The following is a 24,369-nucleotide window of genomic DNA, read 5'->3' as shown; positions in this document are numbered from 1 at the left end:
TCCTCCTAATCACAAATCACAGTTCTTCCATCTTCTACTGTGACTTTTCCATTTGCAATAAGGTCAATTGCCTCTGGCATAATCTTCCATTCCGCCTGTTCCATCACACGCTTCTGCAATATCTCCGGAGTATCGCCGTTTTGCACTTCAACCGCTTTTTGTAAAATAATCGGACCTGTATCTGTTCCCTCATCTACAAAATGAACTGTCGCACCAACCACCTTCACTCCTCGTTTCAATGCAGCCTCATGTACTTTCAATCCATAATATCCTGTTCCGCAAAATGCCGGGATCAAAGATGGGTGAATATTAATCATACGATTGCGGTATTCTGCGATCATCTCTGGTGGGATTACCACAAGAAAACCTGCAAGCACGATCAAATCCGGTTTGTATGCATTTACACGCTCCAAAAATTGTTTATTAAATATATCTCTGCTTTCATAATCTTTCGGCGAAATACATTCTGCCGAAATTCCATGCTTTTTAGCACGTTCAAGTGCAAATGCATTTTTATTATTGCTGATCACGCCTACAATTTCTGTATTTGTAATTGTTCCTGCTTCCACTCCATCTATAATTGCCTGCAGATTAGTGCCGCCACCGGAAACACATACTAATACTCTTAGCATAATGTTACTCCTTTTTCGCCTGCTTCAATATGGCCAACTACATATGGCTGATCTCCTGCAGCTTTGATTGCTTCCATTGTCTTATCAACATCAGCCGGATCTACAGCTACGATCATTCCAAGTCCCATATTAAATGTGTTATACATCATCTGCTCATCAATCTCTCCCTCTTTTGCCATCAAGCCAAAGATCGGAGGTACTGGATAACTATTTTTCTCAACTACTGCATGAACTCCATCGATCAGCATACGAGGAATGTTTTCATAGAAACCGCCTCCTGTGATGTGGCTGCATGCTTTTACTGTTACACCTGCTTTTTTAATGCTCTTTAATGCCTGTACATAAATTCTTGTTGGAGCAAGAAGTGCCTCGCCAAGAGTTTTTCCAAGCTCGTCATAATATGTATCAAGTGATTCTTTTGTCATATCAAATACTTTACGAACAAGTGAAAATCCATTGCTGTGTACACCTGATGAAGCCATACCAATCAGGACATCTCCGTCTTTTAAATTTTCTCCTGTGATCATATCCTTACGGTCACAGACACCTACAGAAAATCCTGCAAGATCATACTCATCTTCCGGCATAAGTCCTGGATGTTCCGCTGTCTCTCCACCGATTAATGCTGCGTCTGACTGTACACATCCTTCTGCAACGCCGCTTACGATTGCTGCAATCTTTTCCGGATAGTTTTTTCCACATGCAATGTAATCCAGGAAGAATAATGGTTCTCCTCCTGCACACGCAATATCATTGACACACATAGCAACTGCATCAATTCCGATTGTATCATGCTTATCCATGATCATGGCAAGTTTTACTTTTGTTCCACATCCGTCAGTTCCTGACAATAAAACAGGATCTTCCATTTCTTTAATCTTTTTCAATGAAAATGCTCCTGAAAAACCACCGAGTCCGCCGAGAACTTCTTCTCTCATTGTTCTCTTTACATGCTCTTTCATCAACTCTACTGATTTATAACCTGCTTCGATATCTACGCCTGCCTTCTTGTAATCCATAACCATTCTCCTTTTTAATATGCTTCGTATCCAACTTCATCCAGTCTTGCTGCTTTTGCCTGTACTGCCTCTTTCATCTCAACTGTATATGCTTTTAATTTTTCAAGTAATTCTGCATCTGAAACTGCCAGAATCTTTGCTGCCATGATTGCAGCATTCATTCCACCATCAATTGCAACTGTCGCAACCGGTACTCCCGGTGGCATCTGCATAATAGAAAACACAGCATCCATTCCGTCAAGCTTGCTGCCTGAGAGAGGTACTCCGACAACCGGCATCGGGAATAATGCTGCGCACATTCCTGGTAGATGTGCTGCCATGCCTGCTCCTGCAATGATTACTTTCACGCCCCTGTCTTCTGCGCCTTTTGCCCACTCAAAAAATACATCTGGCTCTCTGTGTGCAGAGATGATCGTCATCTCATAATCAATTCCAAATTTCTCTAATGTTTTTGCAGCTTTGCTCATCACTTTAAGATCCGAGTCACTACCCATTACGATTCCTACTTTTGGCATGTTACATCCACCTTCCTTATTTAAAGTATTGTATCCATTTTGTACAATTTTTTTGTTTGCTTGGACAACTTTACTTATTTTTATTGTCCATCATACTCGTCCAAAGGCTTATTAAGTACTTCCGTACCCGGTAATACAAACCTTCCGTCCTTCAATAGTATAATATTTTTCCCATCTTTTGTTAATACACTAATTTCTTCTAACTCTTCATAAGGTATGGTTATATCTGTATGACATTGATAATATGCTTTCTCTATATCTTCCTTTCTTAATATGGATACGGAATTGTCTCTTGCAACAATTTCTTTTCCGTTTGGATTATATACTTTAATATCTTCACTCCAACTATAGCAGGTATCTCCCACTGCGAAATGAGGTCCTGTTTTCTCTGCGATCAAAATTGGCATCTTGTCCTCAATGTTATATTTTTTACCTGCTACATATGCTGTCGTATTCGTCCCGATTGCAAATTCACCGATTGGCAGCGTTGGATGATTGTGTAAAATATTATCGTAAATATATTTTTTATTTTCTTCTTCGTTTTCAAAATTACTGCAAGTATAAGATTCAATCATTCCATCTTTAAACTGTATCTCCAGATTACAATACTGAAGTCCTTCTAAAAATACTTTGCTTACATGCAAAGTTCCATTTGTTCCTTCCAAAACCGGCGAAGTAAACACTTCTCCTACCGGAATATTGACATCTGCAACACAATTTTCAAAAATAGTTTCTTTCTCAGGATTGTTTAATTTATACAATTGTACTGTCAAATCTGTCTTATTCTCACCTTTTCCAAGAATACGCACAGCTTCTCCCTGATCCAGTGCATCGATCATTGTCTGCTGTACTTTCTCGTATAAGTTTGCATCCAATGTATTGATCTTGATCACTTCATCAAAAATTTCTTTGTACTGTTCTCCAATCTCCGGAATTGGATATGCAACAATTGTAAAGCTTCTTTCTTCGCCCTTAATATACTGATTTGTCAACTGGCCTGACTTACTTGTATATAATAAAGTAAGCTCTCTTTGTGCCTCATCATATGTCAGGTTTTCCTGTTTACTATCCGGTGAAAATGGTTTTTCTCCAAATATCTCCATCACAGCCGGACCACCCATCAAAGCTGCCTGATCCTTATTTTTCTCATAAGTGTTTTTCAATATATCAAGTTTTCTTTCAACATAACGCTTATCCATAAACAAAGCCTGATCTGAACGATGATCATAATCATACTGCGGATTTGCGATTGCTCCATAGTAGCCAATCTTAAATTGCTCTTTTCTTGTGATAACACTGGAAGCTGCACGATATATTGCCGGCTCTAATCCCATTTTTCTAAAATTCTCTATTGCAATTTTAACTACACGTTCAAAACCAAGACAATAACGAAGATCTACCACTGCCTTCTTAGATAAATCTTTTCCAGTATTTATAAAACCAATGCGATATCCTTCTGTGTAAACATCCGCCATCTTTTGAAGCACTTCATCTGAAAGATTCGCCAAATGTCTTGCTGTTCCAATCTCATTTTCCGTAATATATTCTCCAAAACGATAGAGATATCTCTCGTCATCAAGGTCTGCTTCCATAATCCATTCTGTTGCAATAGAAAGTTCCGGAATAAGCTGTTCCTCAATACGGTCAGCAAGAAATACATCACAATAATCACTTGCATACCAGTATATTATTTCTTTTACTGTTTTAAACTCCGGCACTTCCTCTTCAAAGCAAGTATATACTTCTATCAGAAGTTCATTCAGTATTGTAAGATAATCTTTTCTGTTTTCAAATGCATATGCAATTCCACTTCTAAGCTCTGCATATAACATACTAAGCAACTGTCCGAATGTCTCTCCTAACTCCTGTACTGCAAAGGTCGGATTTGCATAACTTTTCTCATATTTTACAGGCAATACGTCCGAATACAAAAGTGTATTCAGTTCCTTCATCTCCTGCAATTCCAGATTATCCCATGAACCATCCGCAATCTTTATCCTCACTGCTTCTAATTCTAAAAGAAATGCTGCCATCTCCTGAAAATATGCCACATATGGCTTGGTAATGCCTTCTTCTATCATTATCTGATTTAAACGTTCTACAGAAAGTTCATGGCGTTCTGCACACATCTCATTTCTTTCTGTCTGCCACATCATCTCTGCCATCTATCGTATTCCTCCTACAAATATCACAATTAAAAAAATTAAGATTAAAATATTACATACAATTCCAACTCTGCAAGTAATGTACTTACGTTCTCTTTCCTTAAGACCTTTCGAACCTGCCTGTATTCCAAAAATAGATAATCCAACTGCCAGAATCCCTATTCCTCCTACATAGCCTGCTGACTCTCCGTGCTTTAAATAAGCAAGCAGTATTGCTACGAAAATTACAATTGTTGCCCCCAGTGCGTATGCACAGGACCCAATCCCCATATGAGAATGTTTAATCTGCATTTGTCCATATTTTCCATAATTCTTCAATTCTTTTTCCATCTTGCGCTTTTGTTGTTTTTTATTACTGCCCATCGTGCTTTCTCCTAATTCCATTACATATCACAAACAAAATATATCCCACCGCACATCCTACAGTATTCAAAAACAGATCATCCACATCGAAGCTGCCGACTTTTGTAAAAAGCTGGAATACTTCAACGCCCAGACTCAGCAGACATCCTGAACAAACTGTCTTAAAAAAGCCTCGAAATCTGCTTGCCACTGCAATAAAAAAACCATATGGAACAAATATCAACACATTTCCACATAAATTTGTAAATACTGCAAAAAATCCTAATTCTTTTCGATACTCCCAAAATCGTTTTATCTCTTTAAATAATTGAAAATTATACTGGTATTCATCTGCGATACCAGTCCTTCCATACCAATCTGAGAAAAGCAAAAAATATATCAGAAATAAAACATACAATATAAATAAAACTTTTCCTAAAGCACGGATTCTTGTTGCCTTTCTTTTTTTCAAAATACTGCACCCTTACTTTATTATTTTTCGGAAAAAAGCGGATTATACAATCCGCTTCTCTCCACTCACCCATATAAAATCTTGCTTAGAATATAATCCGTTTTCTGTCTTTAAGCAATCTTGCTCCATTCACGATTGCCACAACTCCTGTTGCAATCCCTGTTACCAATACAACAATACCAAGAGCAACACTTCCTGCTCCTGTTGTTGTCATAGTCTTATATATTCTCTCCATGAAAATCCTCCAAAACAGTTATCCACATATATCCATAAAACGTGCATCCTCCGTGCCGATCAGCGTAGTGATTGACATGGGAGTGAACAGTAACAATTATTTTACACCATACTGTTCATAATATGCGTCGATTGCTGCTTTTATTGTATCATCGATCACAACTTTTCCGTTTACTTCTTTATTATATAAACACTCAACGACTTCAGCCATATCTACAATTGCAGCTGTCTCAAATCCGTATAAGTCTTTAATTTCATCTAACGCACATTTTTCTCCGCCTTTTCCAACTTCCATACGGTTCAAAGACACAATCAGTCCAACGATTGTAACATCAGCTGCACCTTTTACCTTTGGTACAGTCTCTTCCATAGACTTACCTGATGTTGTAACATCTTCGATCATAATAACACGGTCTCCGTCTTTCAGCTTGCTTCCCAGAAAGCTTCCCTTATCTGCGCCATGATTCTTTTCTTCTTTACGGTCAGAACAATAACGCACTTCTTTTCCGTATAATTCACTGTAAGCGATTGCTGTTACTACTCCAAGCGGAATTCCTTTATAAGCAGGTCCGAATAATACATCAAAATCATCTCCATATTTGTCATGGATTGCTTTTGCATAATACTCTCCAAGTCTCTTTAACTGTGAACCTGTCACATATGCTCCCGCATTCATGAAAAATGGTGATTTTCTTCCGCTTTTTAATGTGAAATCACCAAATTTTAATACATCACTTTCTACCATAAAATTAATAAATTCGCTCTTATATGCTTCCATTTTTATTTTCCTCCTCGTTTTATACATACGTTATTATATTTTTTATTTCTATCAGAATCACTACGCATCCTCGCGGAGCGTTTATCTCAGTCGGAGATTGGACTCCCACTGAGACAAATTTACTATTACTCGCCACTTTAAAAGGTGGGAGTCTTCTCGACTAAGATAAAATTCTCTTCGATTTTATCATATTTTCAGGTCATTTTCAATCGTGAACGACTTGATTTTTCGAATCTGCATATGAAGCTAGACTCTCATTCTTACAATTCTTACTTATGGTTTACCCTTGCTACCTAATATGTTATACTGATGTAGTATTTAAGAATTCATTTTAGGAGGAAATCAATCATGAGTAATGTTACAATTTCAGATTCTATTAAATATATCGGAGTAGATGATACAACTCTTGACTTATTTGAAAGTCAGTACATCATCCCAAATGGCGTTTCTTATAATTCTTATATCATCCTTGATGATAAAATTGCAGTTATGGATACTGTCGATGCAAGAAAAACAACAGAATGGTTTGAAAATCTCGATAGAGAGCTTGCTGGACGCACACCAGATTATCTTGTAATTTCTCATCTGGAGCCTGACCACTCTGCCAATATTCAGTTGTTTACTGAAAAATATCCAGCAGCTAAACTGGTTCTCAGTGCCAAAGCTAAAGCTATGCTTCCTCAGTTCTTTGACATTGCAAAATTAGATGAGCGCTGTGTTGTTGTAAAAGAAGGTGAGACATTAGAACTAGGTGCTCACAAATTACAGTTCTTTATGGCACCAATGGTTCACTGGCCTGAAGTTATGGTAGGATATGAAGCTACTGAGAAAGTTCTCTTCTCTGCTGATGCATTTGGTAAATTTGGTGCTCTTTCAACTGATGAAGACTGGACATGTGAGGCAAGAAGATATTACTTTAATATCGTTGGAAAATACGGAGCACCTGTTCAGACTTTACTTAAAAAAGCTGCAACACTTGATATCGAGACAATCTGTCCATTGCATGGACCAATTCTTAAAGAAGATCTCGGTTACTATCTGGATAAATATAATACATGGAGCAGTTATAAAGCTGAAGATGACGGAGTACTTGTAGCATGTGCTTCTATCCATGGCAATACAAAAAAAGCTGCTGAAAAAATGGTTGAGATTTTAAAAGCAAAAGGTGCTAAAAAAGTTGCTTTTACTGATTTAACAAGAGACGATATGGCTGAAGCAATTGAAGATGCATTCCGTTATGACAAGCTGATTCTTGCTGCTTCATCTTATGATGCAGGTGTTTTCCCTCCTATGGAAGACTTCTTAAATCGCCTGTCACACAAAACATATCAGAATCGTAAGGTCGGAATCATTGAGAACGGTTCTTGGGCACCATCTGCTGCCAAAACAATGAAAGGTATTGTTGAGACATTTAAAAATGTAGCTATCTGCGAGCAGACTGTTACAATTAAATCTACTATGAAAGATGCTGATGTTGAAGCAATGGAAAAACTGGCAGAGGAAATTCTTGCTTAATTGCTATTTAATTCACGACGGCCTCTAAGCAAGAAAAAGACTATGCACTCCTGCTCAGCTTCATCGGGCAAGCCCGACTCCAATTCGCTGGATTGCATAGTCTTTTCTTGCTTGGAGGTGTACCGTGATTGAAATAGGTGGAATGATGAAGGATTTACTTTTCTGGGATCTGATGTATCTACATCCTGAGTTTATTTACTGTCGCAGATGCTTTTTTGACAACTGATGTATCTGCACTGCCTTGATATTCATTGTTGCAGATGCTCTTTTGGGAATCAATACATCTGCAACTTGCTTTTCTTCGAACTTGCAGATACTTTTAATCCTGCCTGTCATGTACAATTGCATCTACATCTTGCTTTTTCTAAAACTTGCGGATACTCCCCATCAAAATTTTGCATCTTCAATCCCCGAAAATTCTTTAGCGCAGACACCTTTTCTAAATACCCTTTGCATTCTTTTTACTTCATGAACTGAGCCGATACATGACTTACAAAAAAATTGATATAAGAAATTCGAGCGAATATGAAATGAGCGTTGGTGACACTTAGAGCGTAAATTCTTGCGTTAATGAATTTGAATGAACGTGTTTGAAGCTGCGCAGCAGCAAGTTTGAGTTCAAATTCATTTGCTTTTAGCAAAAATTTACGCTCTTATGTGTCTCCCGCTCATGGAATCTGAGCAAGAATTCTTATATCAATTTTTTGTGAGGAATGTATCCCCCCAGTAAACTAAATAGCACTCCCTCTATCTCGTCAAATATTTTTCAAGCAACTTGTAGGAATTCATAACTCCATCCATATGAGAACGCTCATAATTATGCGAAGCATATACCCCCGGTCCGATAAGACCATGACGGATATCATATCCTCCTGCAAGTGCAGCCTCTACATCTGAACCATAGTGTGGATAAACATCGATTGCATAATCCAGTCCTTCTTCTTTTGCAATTTCTGATAATGTAGTGACCAGATCGTAGTTATAAGGACCACGTGAATCTTTTGCACAGATTGATACCATACGCTCTGTACATTCAAGGTCTGCCCCAACACATCCCATATCTACAGAAATCATCTCTTCTGTGTCAGCCGGAATAAAGCTTCCGCCATGTCCTACTTCTTCATATACTGTAAAAAGCAATGAAACCTTGCGGTTTAATTTCCACCCCTCTTCTTTTATTGCACGTGCAATTCCAAGAAGTATTGCCACGGAAAGCTTATCATCCAGGAAACGGCTTTTAATATAACCACTTTCTGTAATAACTGTACGTGGATCCATTGCAATAATATCCCCAACCTGGATTCCAAGAGCTTTCACCCCTGCTTTATCATTTACATTTTCATCCAGAAGAATTTCCATGTTTTCTTCTTTTCTTTCGATATTTTCATCTGCAACATGTGCTGATGGTTCTGTATTTAAAACAACACCTGTGTACATTTTCCCATCACGCGTAAATACCATACAGTTTTCACCGTCTGCTGTGTTCCACTGATGTCCTCCAAGTGTAGTTGGACGGAGACGACCGTTCTCCTTGATTGAACGAACCATTGCTCCAAGCGTATCTAAGTGTGCTGTCAAAACCAGAGGACTTCCTTCGCCTCCAAGTACTACATTTATATTTCCTTTATTAGATAATTCTGGCTCATACCCCATCTTCTGAAACTGTTCGCAAAGATATTCTGTTGCTTTTTTTGTAAATCCTGTCGGACTGGCAATTGCTGTAAGTGATTTTAGCTGCTCTCCAATATATGCTAAATTTTTCTCTAATGACATAATCTTTTCTCCATTTCTTAATTCGTAAAAGATGCTGGGACACCCCAAACATAATTTCTTTAAAAAGTATAACACAAAATTTTCCGAATGATAAGATTTAAGTCGAGCAGCCGCGAGACTTGGCGCGTGATTCTGGTCAGCGTAAGCTGACACATTCTTTACAGAATCACTGCGCATCCTCGCGGAGCGTTTATCTCAGTCGGAGATTGGACTCCCACTGAAACAAATTTGCTGTTACTCACCACCTGAAAGAGGTAGGAGTCTTCTCGACTGAGATAAAGCTAAATCATTGTATTTAACTCATCTACTAATGTTTTTATATCCTCCTCTGTCGTACTCCAGCTTGTGCAGAAACGCACACACACATGTTCTTCATCCACATTATGACTGAATTCAAACACAAATTTTTCAGCCAGCTTCTCCGCCTGTGCCTTTGTCAAAATCGCAAACTGCTGATTTGTACCACTCTCAATATAAAATGACATTCCAGCCTTTTCAAAAGCCGCTTTCATCATCATTGCAAATTTATTTGCCTTCTTTGTAATTTCAAAATATAAACCATCTTTAAATAATTCATAAAACTGAAGACCTAAAAGCCATCCTTTTGCTAAAACTCCACCGCTTTGCTTCATATATGTCTTAAAGTGATCTCTCAATTTAGGATTTATAATTACAAGTGCCTCTCCTAACAAAGCACCACATTTTGTTCCTCCTATGTAAAACAAGTCTGCCAAATCGGCCAAATCGGCAAGTGTCACATCACATTCATCAGAAGTAAGCCAATATCCCATTCTTGCTCCGTCAACATACATATACATTCCGTATTTATCGCACACTTTACGGATTTCCATCAATTCTTCTTTCTTATATGTAGTTCCAAACTCTGATGGGGATGAAAGAAATACCATCTTCGGCTGAGTCAAATATTCAGCCTCTCCATGCTCATAGTATTTTGCCGCCTCATCTGCGATTGATTTTGCTGTTAATTTTCCATTTTCAGCCGGAACAATAAGCACTTTGTGTCCTGTATGCTCAATCGAACCTGCCTCATGGTTATTTATATGTCCGCAATCTGCACTGATCACACTCTGGTACGGACGAAGTGCTGCTGTAATAACAGTATAATTTACCTGTGTTCCGCCAATCATGAAATAAATTTCATTGTCTGTTTCTCCTAGATATTTACGGATTTCTTTTCTTGCCGCTTCACACCACTCATCTTCACCATAACCGGCATAGGAAATCTCATTTGTCCGTTGAAGCGCTGATAAAATTGCAGGATGCGCTCCCTGATTGTAGTCATTGTTGAATCGTATCATTTGATTTTTACTCCTTTTAATTGTAATTTTTCTTATAATTTCACATCTCAATATATCTACTATACGCATTCTGCAAATGGTTTGTCAAATTTTATATTTCTTCTTTACACTCCTTTTCATTCATGGTATAGTAAATGCACATCTTCAGAGAATTTCTTTTCTCTGGATATTTCTAAGCCAATAGGCTCTCATCTCGGGTTTCAATTTCCGAAACATAATCCGATTTGAAAAACTAATGTTATAATGACATCTTAATCGTTGCCAGTCACACGAAGTACAAAAAGTAATCTTGCTAAAATTTCAAATTATTTTTATTGTCTCTTTGTCATTGCATTAGTTAATTGAAAACTCTATAATGAAAGGAGACTTAAATGAAAGGAAGTACGAAAGATATCATCCAATGGCACCCTGCATTTCATGCATCTATTCAAATTGAATTTAAAGATGAAGCAGAAAAACTGACTTTTGATTCCGAACATCTACTGTCAAAAAAGCCAATGCAAATGGATGAGCTAATTATTAAAGTAACAGGAAACGAAGTTATCCATAAGAATATTGGAAGGATTTTCAGGCGCTATAACATTGTTGAATACAAAAGTCCGGATGATTATTTGACTATCAATGATTTTTACAAAGTATATGGTTATTGCTGCTTTTACCAATCTGATACAGAAGAAGTGTATAAAATTCCGCCTGAGGAATTAACAATCACATTTATTTGCAACCATTATCCCAGAAAGATGATTCAACATTTAAAAGACTTTCGTAAATTAGATACAGTTCGCATAGAACCCGGCATCTACTATATAACAGGCGATCCATTTCCCATTCAATTGTTAGTAACCAAAGAATTAAATCCAAATGAAAACCGCTGGCTCCAAAGTTTACGTAATGATGTAAGTAAACCTGAAGAAATCACAACGCTTTTAAAAGAATATGAAAAGAATAAATCTTCAAAATTATATCAAGCTGCAATGAATGTAATAACAAGAGCTAATTGGAATGCAGTAAAGGAGGTAAAGGAAAGTATGTGCGAAGCATTAAGAGAATTGATGGCCGATGAATTTAAAGAACAGGAAGAACGAGTAACTAAGCAAGTAACTGAACAAGTGACCGAGCAAGTAACCGAGCAAGTAACCGAGCAAGTAACCGAGCAAATTACAACACAGATTATTAAAAATTTATATGATACTATCAAGGATGTCGAAAAAATTGCCTCTCTTTTGAAGATGCCAGTTGAGCAGGTGGAGCAGGCGATTAAGAAGTAAGTTGCTATTTATTTCACGACAGCCCCAAGCAAGAAAAAGACTATGCACTCCTCCTCCCAATATCCTTTAAGTTGCTATTTACTTCACAACTTGAGCCAATATATTGTCTACAAAAAATTGATATAAGAAATTCGAGCGAATATGGAGTGAGCATTGGAGACACATAAGAGCGTAAATTTTTGTGTTAATGAATTTGAACAAACATGTTTGAAGCTGCGTAGCAGCAAGTTTGAGTTCAAATTCATTTGCTTTTAGCAAAAATTTACGCTCTTATGTGTCTCCAGCTCATGGAATCTGAGCAAAAATTCTTATATCAATTTTTTGTAAGGAACGTATAGCTATCTAATGAACTAAATATAAACTCCGGCCAACTCCTTCGCTTCTCTTGTAAGCTCTTTGATTTTCTCAAAGTTACCTGATTTTACAAGTTCTCCTTTTACCATCCAGCTTCCGCCACAGCAGAGTATCTTATCAAATGCAAGATATTCTTTTAAATTATTTGGATTGATTCCACCTGTCGGCATAAATTTTAACTGATGATATGGAGCTGCCATTGCTTTGATCATAGCAAGTCCGCCGGCTTGTTCTGCCGGGAAGAATTTCACAACTTTTAAACCACGTTTTACTGCCTGCGCAACTTCTGACGGAGTTACACATCCCGGAAGGATAGGGATGTTTTTCGCAAGACAGTAATCTACAACTTCTGGATCAAAGCCTGGACTTACAATAAATTTTGCACCAGCTGCTACTGCTTCATCTACCTGTTCTGTAGTCAATACTGTACCGGCTCCGACTAACATTTCCGGATAAGCCTGTGTCATTACTTTAATGGACTCTGCTGCCGCCTCTGTACGGAACGTAACTTCTGCACAAGGAAGTCCGCCTTCTACCAGTGCTTTTGCAAGTGGAGCTGCATCTTTTACCTCATCTATCACAACTACCGGCACAACACCCAATTTATGAAACTGCTCATATAACTCTTTCATTTCTCACTTTTCCTTTCTCACATTATCTTTTAATATCGAAATTCATCTGCATCACATGTTTAATTAACGAAACATCATCTGTAATATTACCATCACCATGGATTGTATGTTTTATAGCACTTGCTGCGACACCAAAATTTGCTGTATCTTCCGGCGAATATCCATTCATAAGTGCATATATGATTCCACTTACAAAGGCATCCCCACCGCCGACACGGTCTAAAATCTGAAAACGCAATTGATTGCTTTCGTAAGTCTTTCCAGCTAACCATAAATATGCTTTCAGACTGTTTTCACTGCAACTATGCGCGTATCTTACATGTCTTGCAATACATTTTAAATTTGGATACTGCTGACAGAATTTCTGAAACACCTCATCTTGTTCTTCCAGATTCGGCTGCAAAGATAATCCATCTTTTTCATCTCCCAGCTCATGGTTATTCACATCTTTCCATAAATGATATGGCTCAATCCCAAACAAAACATCTATATATGGAAGACATTTCGTACAAAATGCTCTTGCCTCTTCCCAACTCCAAAGTGTACTTCTAAAGTTTCCATCAAAGCTGACTACCATATCTTTTTCTTTTGCAATTTCCATGCATTTTAAAATGATGCCCTGACATTTTTCTCCAAGTGCAGGCGTAATTCCACTTAAATGAAACCAAGTGTAACCATCTAATAAGTTTTCAAAATCAATTTTTCCAAAATCATACTCTGTGATTGCACTGTTTTTTCTGTCATAAATGACTTTACTTGGACGAATTCCATATCCGGCTTCCAAATAATATGTTCCCAGTCGATGCGTCGGTGTTTCCTCTACTGTTGAATAAATCACAGATTCACAATTTACATTATTCATTTTCAACATTTGAATTGCACTTTTACCCAGACTGTTGTCCGGAACGATTGTAAAGAAAGATGCATCAGCACCTAAATTTGCGAGGGATAAGGCAACATTCGCCTCACTCCCTCCGTATCTGACATCAAAACTGCTTGCCTGTCTTATTTCCTCATAATCAGGGGGAGTCAATCTAAGTAAGATTTCCCCCATCGTAATAAATCGATGTTTTTTTATTTTTTTCATAGACTCCACCTATTTCATTCGTTTCCTTTCTTTTATCCACAAAAGTATCTTCTTCAGAAACAATTCTTATTTAAAAATCAAGGTATGCACCTTTCATAGGGCTTGTTGCATGCTGGCTGAACATTCTTAAGACGCCTGTTTTATATTTCATTTCTTTCGGTTTCCAGTTCTTGCGACGTTCTTTCAGAATCTCATCAATTTCTTCCATCGTCTTTCTTTCCCCTGCGACGCCGATAATGTTAAGTTTTCTCTCCATCACATCAATTTCAATCAGGTCGCCTTCTTCAACAAGCGCAATCGGACCGCCTTCAACCGCTTCCGGACTACAATGTCCGATTACTGGTCCTGTAGAAGCACCTGAAAATCTACCATCTGTAATCAATGCAATGCTTCTTCCAAGCTCTGCATCACTGCTGATTGCTTCTGATGTGTAGAACATTTCCGGCATTCCGCTTCCTTTTGGTCCTTCATATCGGATAAATACAGCGTCTCCTTTTTGTACTTTGTGTTTTAATACTGCATCCAGACATTCTTCTTCGCTGTCAAATGGTCTTGCTCTAAGCACGGATTTAAACATTTCTTTTGGACATGCTGTGTGTTTAATTACAGCGCCTTCCGGTGCAAGGTTTCCTCGAAGAACGGCGATACTTCCATCTGTTCCGATTGCTTTATCATATGGTCGGATAATGTCCTCTTTTGTTACATTTACATTGTAACGCTTGTTAAATTCCTGCAACCATTTATCACATTTTTCGTAAAAGCCATTCTTCTTTAATTTCTCAAGGTTTTCTCCAAGTGTTTTGCCTGTTACAGTCATAACGTCCAGATGCAGATGTTCTTTGATTTCTTCCATGATTGCAGGCACACCACCGGCATAATAGAAGCACTCTGCCGGCCATTTTCCTGCCGGACGGATATCTAACAGATATCTTGCATTTCTATGTAATCTGTCAAATGTATCTCCTGTGATTTCAATTCCAAATTCATGTGCGATTGCCGGAATATGCAACAAGCAGTTTGTACTTCCTGAAATTGCTGCGTGAACCAGAATTGCATTTTCAAAACTATCCATCGTCACAATATCAGATGGAAGCATATGTTCCATTGTTGCCAGTCTCACAGCCTGACGTCCTGCCTCTCTTGCAAATGCAAGCAGATCCGGACTGGTTGCAGGCATCAATGCGCTTCCCGGCAAAGCCAGTCCAAGTGCCTCAGCCATAATCTGCATTGTAGATGCAGTTCCGATAAATGAACATGCACCGCAGCTTGGACATGCATTACATTTCGCCCAGTCCAGTTTTTCCTGATCAATCTCTCCACGTTCATATTTTGCACTGTACATTCCAAGCTGCTCTAATGTAAGCATCTCTGGTCCTGCGTTCATTGTTCCTCCCAAAACAACAACAGACGGAATGTTCACGCGTGCAAGGCCCATCAGATTTCCCGGTACTCCTTTATCACAGCTTGAAAGATATACACCTGCATCAAATGGTGTTGCATTTGCATGGATCTCGATCATATTTGCAATCATCTCTCGGCTTGCCAGACTATAATTGATTCCGTCAGTTCCCTGACTTTCCCCATCACAAATATCTGTACAGAAATATCTTGCTCCAAATCCACCTTCTTCAGCAACACCCGCTCTTACTTCTTCTACTAAAATATTTAAATGACCACTTCCAGGATGGCTGTCTCCATATGTGCTTTCTACCATTACCTGTACTTTATCTAAATCCTCTTTTTTCCAACCTGTACCAATACGAAGAGGATCTAACTCTGGTGCTAATTTACGCATTTCCTGACTCTTTAATTCCATGATATATTCTCCTATCCTGGGTATTTCTGTTCTGCTACCCATTTTTCCTATTATCAACTGTTACAATTTTTCGACAAGATTTCTATGAAACAATAAACCATACAATTGTAGCTCCTACGATTCCAACTAATCCAACAATTGTTTCCATTACTGTCCAAGTTTTTAAATTTGTTTTTTCATCTACCTCAAATAATGACTTTGAAAGCCAAAATCCAGAATCGTTTACATGACTGAACGCTGTTCCTCCTGCTGCGATAGCGATTGTAAGTGTAGCAAGCTGAAGCTGTGTTAAATTTGCTACCATAGGCATAGATGCGATAATTCCTGCTGCCATCGTCATTGAAACTGTTGCTGAACCGACAGAAATTCTTACAACCGCTGCTACAAGGAATGCTACCAACACCATTGGTAATGGCAAAGAACCTACGAAATTTCCAAATACTTCTCCAATGCCGGAATTCTGAAGAATAAATCTCAACATTCCGCCACCTGAAATTAACAAAATGATATTTCCGCAAGAATGTAATGAATTTGTCATTACTGTTGTAATTTCTGTGATTCCGAATCCTCCAGGTAATCCTAAAAACAGCATTGCGCAAATTGTAGATAAGAGTAATGCGATTACCGGTGTTCCTAAGAACTCAAGTACAGGCTGTACCGGTTTCATAAATGGAATCACAGATGATAATGTATTTAAAATAATCAAAAACAGTGGTAACAAAATAATACTGACAATCAAGAAGAAGTTTGGTCTTTTTCCATTTTCTTTCTCATGTGCTTCTTTTTCGTTTTCAAGATAAGATGTCGGTACTTCACAATGGAATTTATTTCCGGCAAATTTACCAAAGACTGGTCCGGCTAAAATCATTGCAGGAATCCCAATAATAATTCCAAGCATGATTACATAACTAAGTTCTACATTTAACATTTCCGCTACAAGAACAGGTCCCGGTGTCGGTGGTACAAATGCATGTCCGATTGCCAGACCTGCCAATAATGGAATTGAGTAACAGAACACCGATTTTTTTGTTTTTCTTGCAATTCCAAATGCAACAGGGATTAAAATCAATAATCCTGATTCAAAAAACACTGGCATTCCTACAATTAATCCTGTGATTCCAAGTGCCCACGGTGCTTTTTTCTCACCAAATACTTTAAGCAAGGTATCTGCAATAACCTCTACACCGCCTGATACCTGTAAAATGGCTCCAAACATGGACCCTAAACCAATCAAAATAGCTATTGTCTGAAGTGTTGTCCCCACGCCCTCAGCAATCGTATCTGTTATCATGTTAAATGGCATTCCAACCGCCAGTCCAATAATCAATGCTGATGACATAATTGCTATAAATGGCTGAATCTTCACTTTAATAATTAAAAACAATAATACTGCAAATCCAAGCAACGCTCCTATGATCAAACGTTCCGGTGATGCTACAAATTCGCTCATTTCATCTTCCTCCTCTAATTTTCATCAATCAATTTCTTCTGTAAATATCCTTTTCAGCTTTTCAAATCTGACGTCTTATCTGAACTTGACTTCATTATAACAACCCTTGTTTTTCTTTCAATACATATGATGTATATACTTTATTTTTCACAAAAAGTGCAAAAAAATAATGCTGTTCACAATAATAACAGCACTATTTTTGTATATTTTCACCATTAATCTTTATAATACGTTTTTCTTTTCTTTTAAACATCAGATGTATTTTTGTTTCGTTCTTCTAACAATTCTATAATCACCTGTCTGTTATAAGTAAGATGCATGATCATTGCACATCTTGCTCCTACTGCATCTCTTGTACGCAATGCTTTCACAATTGCCCTGTGTGTTGTGAGTGTTTCATTTTTCAAACTACGATATGTGATGTTTGCAAATGTCACTACTGCTGTATTTATAACCGGCAATAATCGTTCTACTACTACATTTCCACTTAACTTGGCAAGAAAACAATGAAATTCAATATCTTTATAAATATGATCCACACCCTGGTTATAAAGTTTTTCTATCTCGTCACAGAGTTGTTCTGCCTTATCAATCTGCTCCTCTGTTGCTCTTTTGCATGCCCATGTCACAACCTCTGGTTCAATCATCAATCGAACCTCAAGCAAATCCAAAGCAAGCTGATATTTATCTCGGATTCTGCCAAATCCCAGCACATCATTTTCCATATAACTGGTACTGATCACATAAGTTCCGTCTCCTCGCCGGACTTCCAAAACCCCTCTTGACACCAGCCCTTTCACGGCTTCTCTGATCGTGCTTCGCCCTACATCAAACAACTCTGTAAGTGCATACTCATTCGGAATCTTCTCACCGATTTGAATTGGACGATCCAAGATATATTTCATCAGCCTGTCTTCTGTTTTTTGACCAAGTGTTTTTTTCTCTAATGCTTCATTTTGACGCATATCTTTCTACCTCACACGAAAACCAGATTCTTTTTCCAATGGAATCTCTTTCGCATCCATCCATTCGATTTCAATATAGCGCCCATGATTTAATCCGACCAGCAATTTATTGATAAGATTTTCTCGTCCCTGTACTTCCATTGTAACAGTTCCGTCCCATTCATTCTGTACCCATCCGACTAAGCCAAGAGACTGGGCCATATACTTTGCGGTATATCGAAATCCAACACCTTGTACCCTGCCTTGAAATACAATATGTTTTCTTACTTCACCCATAATATCACTGCTCCTTCCTGATGTGTCCGTCTCAATTGAATTACTCTAAGAACGTCTTAAGCTCATCCATAAATGTATTAACATCTTTAAACTGACGATACACAGATGCGAATCTTACATATGCAACCGGATCGAGATCTTTTAATTTTTCCATTACGATCTCACCAATCTCCTGACTTGGTATTTCTTTTTCTTCTCGTTTGAAGATTGCCAGTTCGATTGTATCTACCGTCTCTTTAATTCGTTCTGCCGGCACCGGACGTTTATAGCATGCATGAAGTATACCATTTTCAATTTTAGTACGATTATACTGTTCACGGTTATTATCTTTTTTGATTACAATTAATGGAATCGTCTCTACTTTCTCATAAGTTGTAAATCTTTTTCCACAGACATCGCAGGCTCTCCTTCTTCGAATTGCATTATTCTCTTCTGCAGGTCTGGAATCTATTACCTTTGTATCCGGATGACCACAATATGGACATTTCATCTCTTTACTCCGCCTTCCTGTTATTTCTTTTTTCTATTTTTTATAATGTAAATTCTTATAACGAAAGTCTAACATAAGTCATAGGATTTTACTATATTTTTCAATCATGAACGCGCAAAATTCTCTCTTTTAGATTTACGGCAATTTATTTCCTGCTGCCATGTACAATGCATACCACTCTTCTCTTGTCAGACGTATCTCTGAAGCTTTACTGATCTGTGCGATTCTGTCTTTGTTTGTAGTCCCGACAATTGTCTGGATTCCTGCCGGATGACGCAATATCCATGCAACAGCGATTGCACTGTTTGTCACATTATACTTCTCTGCAAGATTATCAATTACCTTGTTTAATTCTGCAAATTTTTCATTTTCTAAAAAGATTCCTTCAAACATACCATATTGGAACGGAGACCAGGCCTGGATCGTAATATCTTTTAAACGGCAATATTCTAAAACTCCTCCATCACGATTGATTCCACTATCATTATACATATTTGCATTGATCCCGGAATTAATCATCGGACAGTGTGCGATACTAAGCTGCAGCTGGTTGATAAGTAACGGCTCATCACAATATTTACTAAGAAGCTCCATCTGCATTGGTGTCTGATTGCTCACTCCGAAATGACGTACTTTTCCACTTTCTTTTAATATACGAAATGCATCTGCAACTTCTTCTGGTTCCATCAAAGCATCCGGACGATGTAATAATAAGATATCAAGATACTCCGTATTTAAACGTTTTAAAATGCCATCTACGGAATTTAAAATATGTTCTTTCGAAAAATCAAATGCTATTCCCGGTCGGATAGAACATTTTGACTGAAGGATTATTTTTTCTCTCAACGATGATGTCAGTACCTGTCCAAATAATTCTTCACATCTTCCTTTCCCATAAATATCTGCATGATCAAAAAAGTTTATCCCATGTTCTAATGCAGTATCTACCCAGCCTTTCACTGCATCTGCATTTTCTAATTCTACAATTCGCATACATCCCATGCCTATTTCAGGAATGCTTAAGTTTGTGTTGTTCAAAGTTATTGTTTTCATGTTAATTCCTCCTTGTATTTGAATAATTAATGGCATAAATGACATGCTTCGCATGCTGATGGTGTTGCAGCACAACCACCCAAAGCCGTTTCCCTTAGTTCTGCCGGGAGCCGTTTCCCAACCTTATACATTGCCTCGAGCATCTCATCGAAGGGAATGAGCTGTGGTACACCTGCAAGGGTCATTTCTGTAGCAATAAGTGCATTGGCAACTCCTGCTGCATTACGATTCTGGCACGGATATTCTACAAGTCCTCCGACAGGATCACAGACCAGACCTAACATATTCATAAGAACAGTAGATGCTGCGTCCAGACATTGTTTTGGTGTCCCATCCATTAATTCAACTGCTGCTGAAGCAGCCATAGCTGATGCGATCCCGACCTCTGCCTGACAGCCGCCGACAGCACCTGCAACCGTTGCATTTCGCATGGCAAGATAACCGACGGCACCTGCATTAAACAAAACCTGACGAATTGCTTCGTCTGATATTTCATATACTTTTTGAAATGCCAGAAGAAGTCCCGGAACAATACCTGCGGATCCGGCAGTAGGGGATGCAACGATCAGGCCCATAGACGCATTTGTCTCTAATGTTGCCATGGCATAGATCATCGCTTTTTCCAATAGTTCTCCACAAAGGCCTCTCCCACTTGCAAAGTGTTCTGAGAGTTTTTTTGATTCTCCTCCGATAAGACCTCCCATTGATCTGATTGGGTGTTGTATAGGAGAACATGCTGCCTCCTTCATAATCTCAAGGACACGAGCCATTTTTTTATCTGTTTCCGCAGCATCACGTTCTCCAACCTGAATTTCTCTTTGACGCATAATCTCGGAGATTGGTAAATTTTGTTCTTCGCATAATCTAAGAAGCTCTTTTGCATTTTTAAAGTCCATACTTTTATTCTCCTTGATTTATATTACATCTGTACAACCATAACGTCTTGTACATGTTTATTCTGCCGGATCGTATCTGCAATATCTTCCGGAAGTATACCGTCTGATTCCACAATCGTATATGCGGTATGACCTTTAGACTCACGGAAAAGTCTCATAAAAGCAATATTCACCTGTCTGTCACTGAGACATTTTGTAATATAAGCAACTACTCCCGGAACATCCTTCTGGATAACAATAGCTGCACTGTACTCACCTGTGAAATCTACATCGACTTGATTAATTTGGGAAATGCGGACTTTCCCGCCGCCGAGTGATTCGCCTCGGATTGTCATTTGCTGACCTGCCTGATTCAACATAATGATATCCACTGTATTTGGGTAAATATCGGTTTCTTCTTCGTTAGGTGTAAATACATATTCCAACCCTTTTTCTGTTGCTATTTCAAACGAATTGCGGATACGCATATCATCTGTAGAAAATCCCATAATCCCTCCGAGAAGTGCACGATCCGTACCATGTCCTTGATAAGTTTTTGCAAATGATCCATAAAGGATAAATTCAATACGCTTTAAGGGACCTGTTATCATTTTTTGAGCAAGAAATGCAATACGTGCAGCACCTGCTGTATGTGAACTGGAAGGTCCGATCATATTTGGCCCCATAACATCAAACACGCTGATAAAAGACATCTTTATGCCTCCTGTAAAATTTTTATTTATAAAAAATTTTACCATAAATATGATTTAAAACAAGGTCGTTCTAATAAGTAAAAAATAAAATATAAGAATATAAATGAGAAAAATTATCAAAAATCAGTTCACTTTTAAAAAAAAGATGATATAATTGAGAAAAAGTTAACAACAACTAACTAAAATAAAAGGATGAACATAAGACATGACATTAAAAGAACTAGAAATTGGTAAGAGCGCAGTCATTAAAAATGTCGGCGGCGAGGGTGCGCTTCGTCAGCATTTCCTCGATATGGGAATGATTCCTGGAGCTGAAGTAACCGTAGTAAAGCTGGCTCCGATGGGAGACCCGATGGAACTTCAGATTCATGGCTATGAGCTGACACTTCGACTTGCAGAGGCGGCTCAAATAGAAATTGAAGAAATCAAAGAAAGAAGTCAGAAGCATAAACGAATTGAAAGTGTTAAAGATTCAGCACACCCCGGACTTGGCGAAGAAGGAAAATACCATTCCAAAGAAGATGAAAATCCATTGCCCGACGGCACAATGCTGACTTATGCATTAGTTGGAAATCAGAATTGTGGAAAGACAACACTGTTTAATCAACTGACCGGTTCTAACCAGCATGTAGGAAACTTCCCAGGGGTAACAGTAGATCGAAAGTCCGGTTCAATAAAAGGATATCCAAATACAGAAGTTACCGATTTACCTGGAATTTATTCCATGTCCCCATACAGCAGTGAAGAAATTGTTTCCCGTAATTTTGTATTGGATGAAAAACCGAAGGCAATTATTAATATTTTGGATGCCACAAATATTGAACGAAATTTATATCTAACAATGCAGTTGCTTGAAATGGACATTCCTATGGTTGTCGCATTAAATATGATGGATGAAGTAATCGGAAATCAAGGTGCGATCGATGTCAATGGAATGGAAGCCTTATTAGGTGTCCCTGTAGTTCCTATTTCAGCCGCTAAAAATGAAGGTGTAAATGAGTTGATAATGCATGCGATTCATATTGCAAAATATCAGGAGCATCCGCTCAGGCAGGATTTTTGTGATAAGACAGACCATGATGGCTCTGTGCATCGATGTATTCATGCAGTCATTCATTTGATTGAAGATCATGCCGAAGCCGCAAATATTCCTGTACGTTTTGCGGCAACAAAAGCAATCGAGGGCGATCCACTGATTTTGGAAAAGTTAAAATTAGACCAGAATGAAACTGAAATGTTGGAACATATCGTTCAACAAATGGAAACTGAGCGTGAAGTAGACAGATGTGCAGCGATTGCTGATATGCGATTTGACTTTATTGAGCGTTTGTGCGAACAGACTGTTATAAAACCTAAAGAAAGCAAGGAACGTATCCGAAGTGAAAAAATTGACCGTATCCTAACTGGAAAATATACAGCGATTCCTTGTTTTATCGGAATCATGGTACTTGTATTTTACTTGACATTTAACGTAATCGGTGCATGGCTGCAAGGGATATTGGAGCTTGGTATTAACAAAATTTCAGCTCTTGTAGATGCAGCATTAACTGCAGGCCATGTCAATAATGCAATCCACAGCCTTGTAATCAATGGAATCTTTACAGGTGTTGGAAGCGTACTAAGTTTCCTTCCGATCATTGTAACCTTGTTCTTCTTCCTTTCTTTAATGGAAGACAGTGGCTATATAGCACGTGTTGCATTTGTAATGGACAAATTATTGCGTAAAATCGGACTTTCTGGACGAAGCATTGTACCAATGCTTATCGGCTTTGGCTGTACAGTTCCGGCAGTTATGGCAACTCGTACATTAACAAGTGAGCGTGATCGTAAAATGACGATTTTGCTGACCCCTTTCATGAGCTGTACTGCAAAATTGCCAATTTATTCCTTTTTTGTAAGCGTATTTTTCCCTGGAAAAGGGGGATTTATCATGGCCGGCTTATATCTGTTAGGCATTGTAGTCGGAATCCTGATAGCACTTTTATACAATGGAACATTATTTAAAGGAGAACCGGTTCCGTTTGTAATGGAGCTGCCAAATTACCGCTTACCAGGAGCAAAAAATGTAATGCAATTATTATGGGAAAAAGCAAAAGATTTCCTACAGCGCGCATTTACTGTAATCTTGTTGGCAACAATTGTTGTATGGTTCCTGCAAAGCTTTAACGTTCACTTGAATCTTGTAAATGATTCTGCAGACAGTATGCTGGCGATTATCGCTGGATGGCTTGTACCATTATTCAAACCGCTCGGCATGGGAGATTGGCGCATTTGTACTGCATTAATCAGCGGATTTATGGCCAAAGAAAGTGTTGTATCAACATTAGGTGTATTGTTCGGAGGAAGTATTAGCACAGTATTATCGTCAGCAACTGCTGCCTCCATCCTTGTATTCAGTCTGTTGTATACACCATGTGTAGCCGCAATTGCTTCTGTTAAAAGAGAACTTGGCAGCAGATGGGCAGTCGGCGTTGTAATCTGGCAGTGTGTAATTGCCTGGGTTGCTGCATGGATCATACATGTGATTGGAATGGTAATTTAGAGCCGAGAGCCGGTTGGGGACGGGAGAGCCAGTTGGGGACGGGGTTTAGTGGCTTTTTTGCTTGCAAAAAGCCACTAAACCCCG

At 38.4% G+C, this 24,369-nt stretch carries 24 protein-coding genes; 3 read left to right on the top strand and 21 right to left on the bottom strand.

What is annotated here, in order from left to right; genetic code table 11:
* Nucleotides 1-5 precede the first annotated feature (5 nt).
* The 8 genes from purN to pyrE all read right to left on the bottom strand — a co-directional run bounded on the left by purN (nt 6) and on the right by pyrE (nt 6,157).
* Nucleotides 6-632, bottom strand: a complete 627-nt coding sequence (gene purN, locus LQE94_RS10330; RefSeq protein ID WP_022076260.1) for a phosphoribosylglycinamide formyltransferase — start codon at nt 630-632, stop codon at nt 6-8.
* The gene (purM, locus tag LQE94_RS10325) at nt 626-1,651 is read right to left on the bottom strand and encodes a phosphoribosylformylglycinamidine cyclo-ligase (RefSeq protein WP_117991829.1); all 1,026 of its coding nucleotides are present in this window, start codon (nt 1,649-1,651) and stop codon (nt 626-628) included. Before purM ends, purN begins: the two co-directional genes overlap by 7 nt.
* 14 nt (nt 1,652-1,665) lie before the next feature.
* On the bottom strand, nt 1,666-2,166 hold the full coding sequence (gene purE, locus LQE94_RS10320) for a 5-(carboxyamino)imidazole ribonucleotide mutase (protein ID WP_022076262.1): 501 nt from the start codon (nt 2,164-2,166) through the stop codon (nt 1,666-1,668).
* A gap of 80 nt (nt 2,167-2,246) precedes the next feature.
* Nucleotides 2,247-4,331 (bottom strand): aminopeptidase, encoded by a 2,085-nt coding sequence (locus LQE94_RS10315; RefSeq protein ID WP_240577648.1) that lies wholly within the window; start codon nt 4,329-4,331, stop codon nt 2,247-2,249.
* Complete coding sequence (locus LQE94_RS10310; RefSeq protein WP_240577647.1) at nt 4,332-4,694, bottom strand: hypothetical protein; 363 nt, start codon at nt 4,692-4,694, stop codon at nt 4,332-4,334.
* Nucleotides 4,684-5,145: a VanZ family protein gene (locus tag LQE94_RS10305; protein ID WP_022076265.1), complete on the bottom strand. Its 462-nt coding sequence runs from the start codon at nt 5,143-5,145 to the stop codon at nt 4,684-4,686. Before LQE94_RS10305 ends, LQE94_RS10310 begins: the two co-directional genes overlap by 11 nt.
* Nucleotides 5,146-5,230: 85 nt before the next feature.
* Nucleotides 5,231-5,380 carry a hypothetical protein gene (locus tag LQE94_RS10300; protein ID WP_022076266.1) on the bottom strand — a complete coding sequence of 50 codons (150 nt, stop codon included), beginning with the start codon at nt 5,378-5,380 and terminating at the stop codon, nt 5,231-5,233.
* A gap of 96 nt (nt 5,381-5,476) precedes the next feature.
* Nucleotides 5,477-6,157, bottom strand: coding sequence for an orotate phosphoribosyltransferase (gene pyrE, locus LQE94_RS10295; RefSeq protein WP_240577646.1), 681 nt, complete (start codon nt 6,155-6,157; stop codon nt 5,477-5,479).
* A gap of 348 nt (nt 6,158-6,505) precedes the next feature.
* On the opposite strand from pyrE, the gene LQE94_RS10290 reads away from it, so the two are divergent.
* Nucleotides 6,506-7,672: an FprA family A-type flavoprotein gene (locus LQE94_RS10290; RefSeq protein WP_240577645.1), complete on the top strand. Its 1,167-nt coding sequence runs from the start codon at nt 6,506-6,508 to the stop codon at nt 7,670-7,672.
* Between the two features lie 195 nt (nt 7,673-7,867).
* Here the strand turns inward: LQE94_RS10290 and LQE94_RS10285 are convergent, their stop codons facing one another.
* From LQE94_RS10285 to LQE94_RS10275, 3 genes are all read right to left on the bottom strand, one after another.
* Nucleotides 7,868-8,020: a hypothetical protein gene (locus LQE94_RS10285; protein ID WP_240577644.1), complete on the bottom strand. Its 153-nt coding sequence runs from the start codon at nt 8,018-8,020 to the stop codon at nt 7,868-7,870.
* A 399-nt stretch (nt 8,021-8,419) separates the two neighbouring features.
* Nucleotides 8,420-9,445, bottom strand: coding sequence for a M42 family metallopeptidase (locus LQE94_RS10280; RefSeq protein ID WP_022075161.1), 1,026 nt, complete (start codon nt 9,443-9,445; stop codon nt 8,420-8,422).
* Nucleotides 9,446-9,726: 281 nt separating this feature from the next.
* Nucleotides 9,727-10,764, bottom strand: coding sequence for a threonine aldolase family protein (locus LQE94_RS10275; protein ID WP_240577643.1), 1,038 nt, complete (start codon nt 10,762-10,764; stop codon nt 9,727-9,729).
* A gap of 371 nt (nt 10,765-11,135) precedes the next feature.
* Here LQE94_RS10275 and LQE94_RS10270 point away from each other — a divergent pair, with 371 nt between their 5' ends.
* Complete coding sequence (locus LQE94_RS10270; RefSeq protein ID WP_240577642.1) at nt 11,136-12,032, top strand: protein phosphatase CheZ; 897 nt, start codon at nt 11,136-11,138, stop codon at nt 12,030-12,032.
* Nucleotides 12,033-12,382: 350 nt separating this feature from the next.
* Here the strand turns inward: LQE94_RS10270 and LQE94_RS10265 are convergent, their stop codons facing one another.
* The 10 genes from LQE94_RS10265 to sdaAB form a co-directional block, all read right to left on the bottom strand.
* A complete protein-coding gene (locus LQE94_RS10265) occupies nt 12,383-13,018 on the bottom strand; it encodes a bifunctional 4-hydroxy-2-oxoglutarate aldolase/2-dehydro-3-deoxy-phosphogluconate aldolase (protein ID WP_240577641.1) in 636 nt (211 codons plus the stop codon).
* A gap of 22 nt (nt 13,019-13,040) precedes the next feature.
* Nucleotides 13,041-14,105 carry a sugar kinase gene (locus tag LQE94_RS10260; RefSeq protein WP_240577640.1) on the bottom strand — a complete coding sequence of 355 codons (1,065 nt, stop codon included), beginning with the start codon at nt 14,103-14,105 and terminating at the stop codon, nt 13,041-13,043.
* 70 nt (nt 14,106-14,175) lie between these two features.
* A complete protein-coding gene (ilvD, locus tag LQE94_RS10255; RefSeq protein WP_118737982.1) occupies nt 14,176-15,921 on the bottom strand; it encodes a dihydroxy-acid dehydratase in 1,746 nt (581 codons plus the stop codon).
* A gap of 82 nt (nt 15,922-16,003) precedes the next feature.
* On the bottom strand, nt 16,004-17,371 hold the full coding sequence (locus tag LQE94_RS10250; RefSeq protein WP_240577639.1) for a GntP family permease: 1,368 nt from the start codon (nt 17,369-17,371) through the stop codon (nt 16,004-16,006).
* 245 nt (nt 17,372-17,616) lie between these two features.
* A complete protein-coding gene (locus tag LQE94_RS10245; protein WP_240577638.1) occupies nt 17,617-18,336 on the bottom strand; it encodes a FadR/GntR family transcriptional regulator in 720 nt (239 codons plus the stop codon).
* Between the two features lie 6 nt (nt 18,337-18,342).
* On the bottom strand, nt 18,343-18,612 hold the full coding sequence (locus LQE94_RS10240) for an acylphosphatase (RefSeq protein ID WP_022075153.1): 270 nt from the start codon (nt 18,610-18,612) through the stop codon (nt 18,343-18,345).
* 40 nt (nt 18,613-18,652) lie between these two features.
* On the bottom strand, nt 18,653-19,102 hold the full coding sequence (gene nrdR, locus LQE94_RS10235; protein WP_022075152.1) for a transcriptional regulator NrdR: 450 nt from the start codon (nt 19,100-19,102) through the stop codon (nt 18,653-18,655).
* A gap of 135 nt (nt 19,103-19,237) precedes the next feature.
* Nucleotides 19,238-20,155 (bottom strand): aldo/keto reductase, encoded by a 918-nt coding sequence (locus tag LQE94_RS10230; protein WP_240577637.1) that lies wholly within the window; start codon nt 20,153-20,155, stop codon nt 19,238-19,240.
* A 26-nt stretch (nt 20,156-20,181) separates the two neighbouring features.
* Nucleotides 20,182-21,051: an L-serine ammonia-lyase, iron-sulfur-dependent, subunit alpha gene (gene sdaAA / locus LQE94_RS10225; RefSeq protein WP_240577636.1), complete on the bottom strand. Its 870-nt coding sequence runs from the start codon at nt 21,049-21,051 to the stop codon at nt 20,182-20,184.
* Between the two features lie 23 nt (nt 21,052-21,074).
* Entirely contained in the window at nt 21,075-21,743 is a 669-nt protein-coding gene (sdaAB, locus tag LQE94_RS10220; RefSeq protein ID WP_022075149.1) for an L-serine ammonia-lyase, iron-sulfur-dependent subunit beta, read from the bottom strand.
* 205 nt (nt 21,744-21,948) lie between these two features.
* On the opposite strand from sdaAB, the gene feoB reads away from it, so the two are divergent.
* Nucleotides 21,949-24,285 carry a ferrous iron transport protein B gene (feoB, locus tag LQE94_RS10215; protein WP_240577635.1) on the top strand — a complete coding sequence of 779 codons (2,337 nt, stop codon included), beginning with the start codon at nt 21,949-21,951 and terminating at the stop codon, nt 24,283-24,285.
* Nucleotides 24,286-24,369: the final 84 nt, after the last annotated feature.

Origin of the sequence: Mediterraneibacter sp. NSJ-151 (assembly GCF_022487435.1) — a bacterium.
GTDB classification, from domain to species: domain Bacteria; phylum Bacillota; class Clostridia; order Lachnospirales; family Lachnospiraceae; genus Schaedlerella; species Schaedlerella hominis.
The sequence above is the reverse complement of the archived record's forward strand: the minus strand, read 5'-3'. Positions and strand labels throughout refer to the sequence as shown.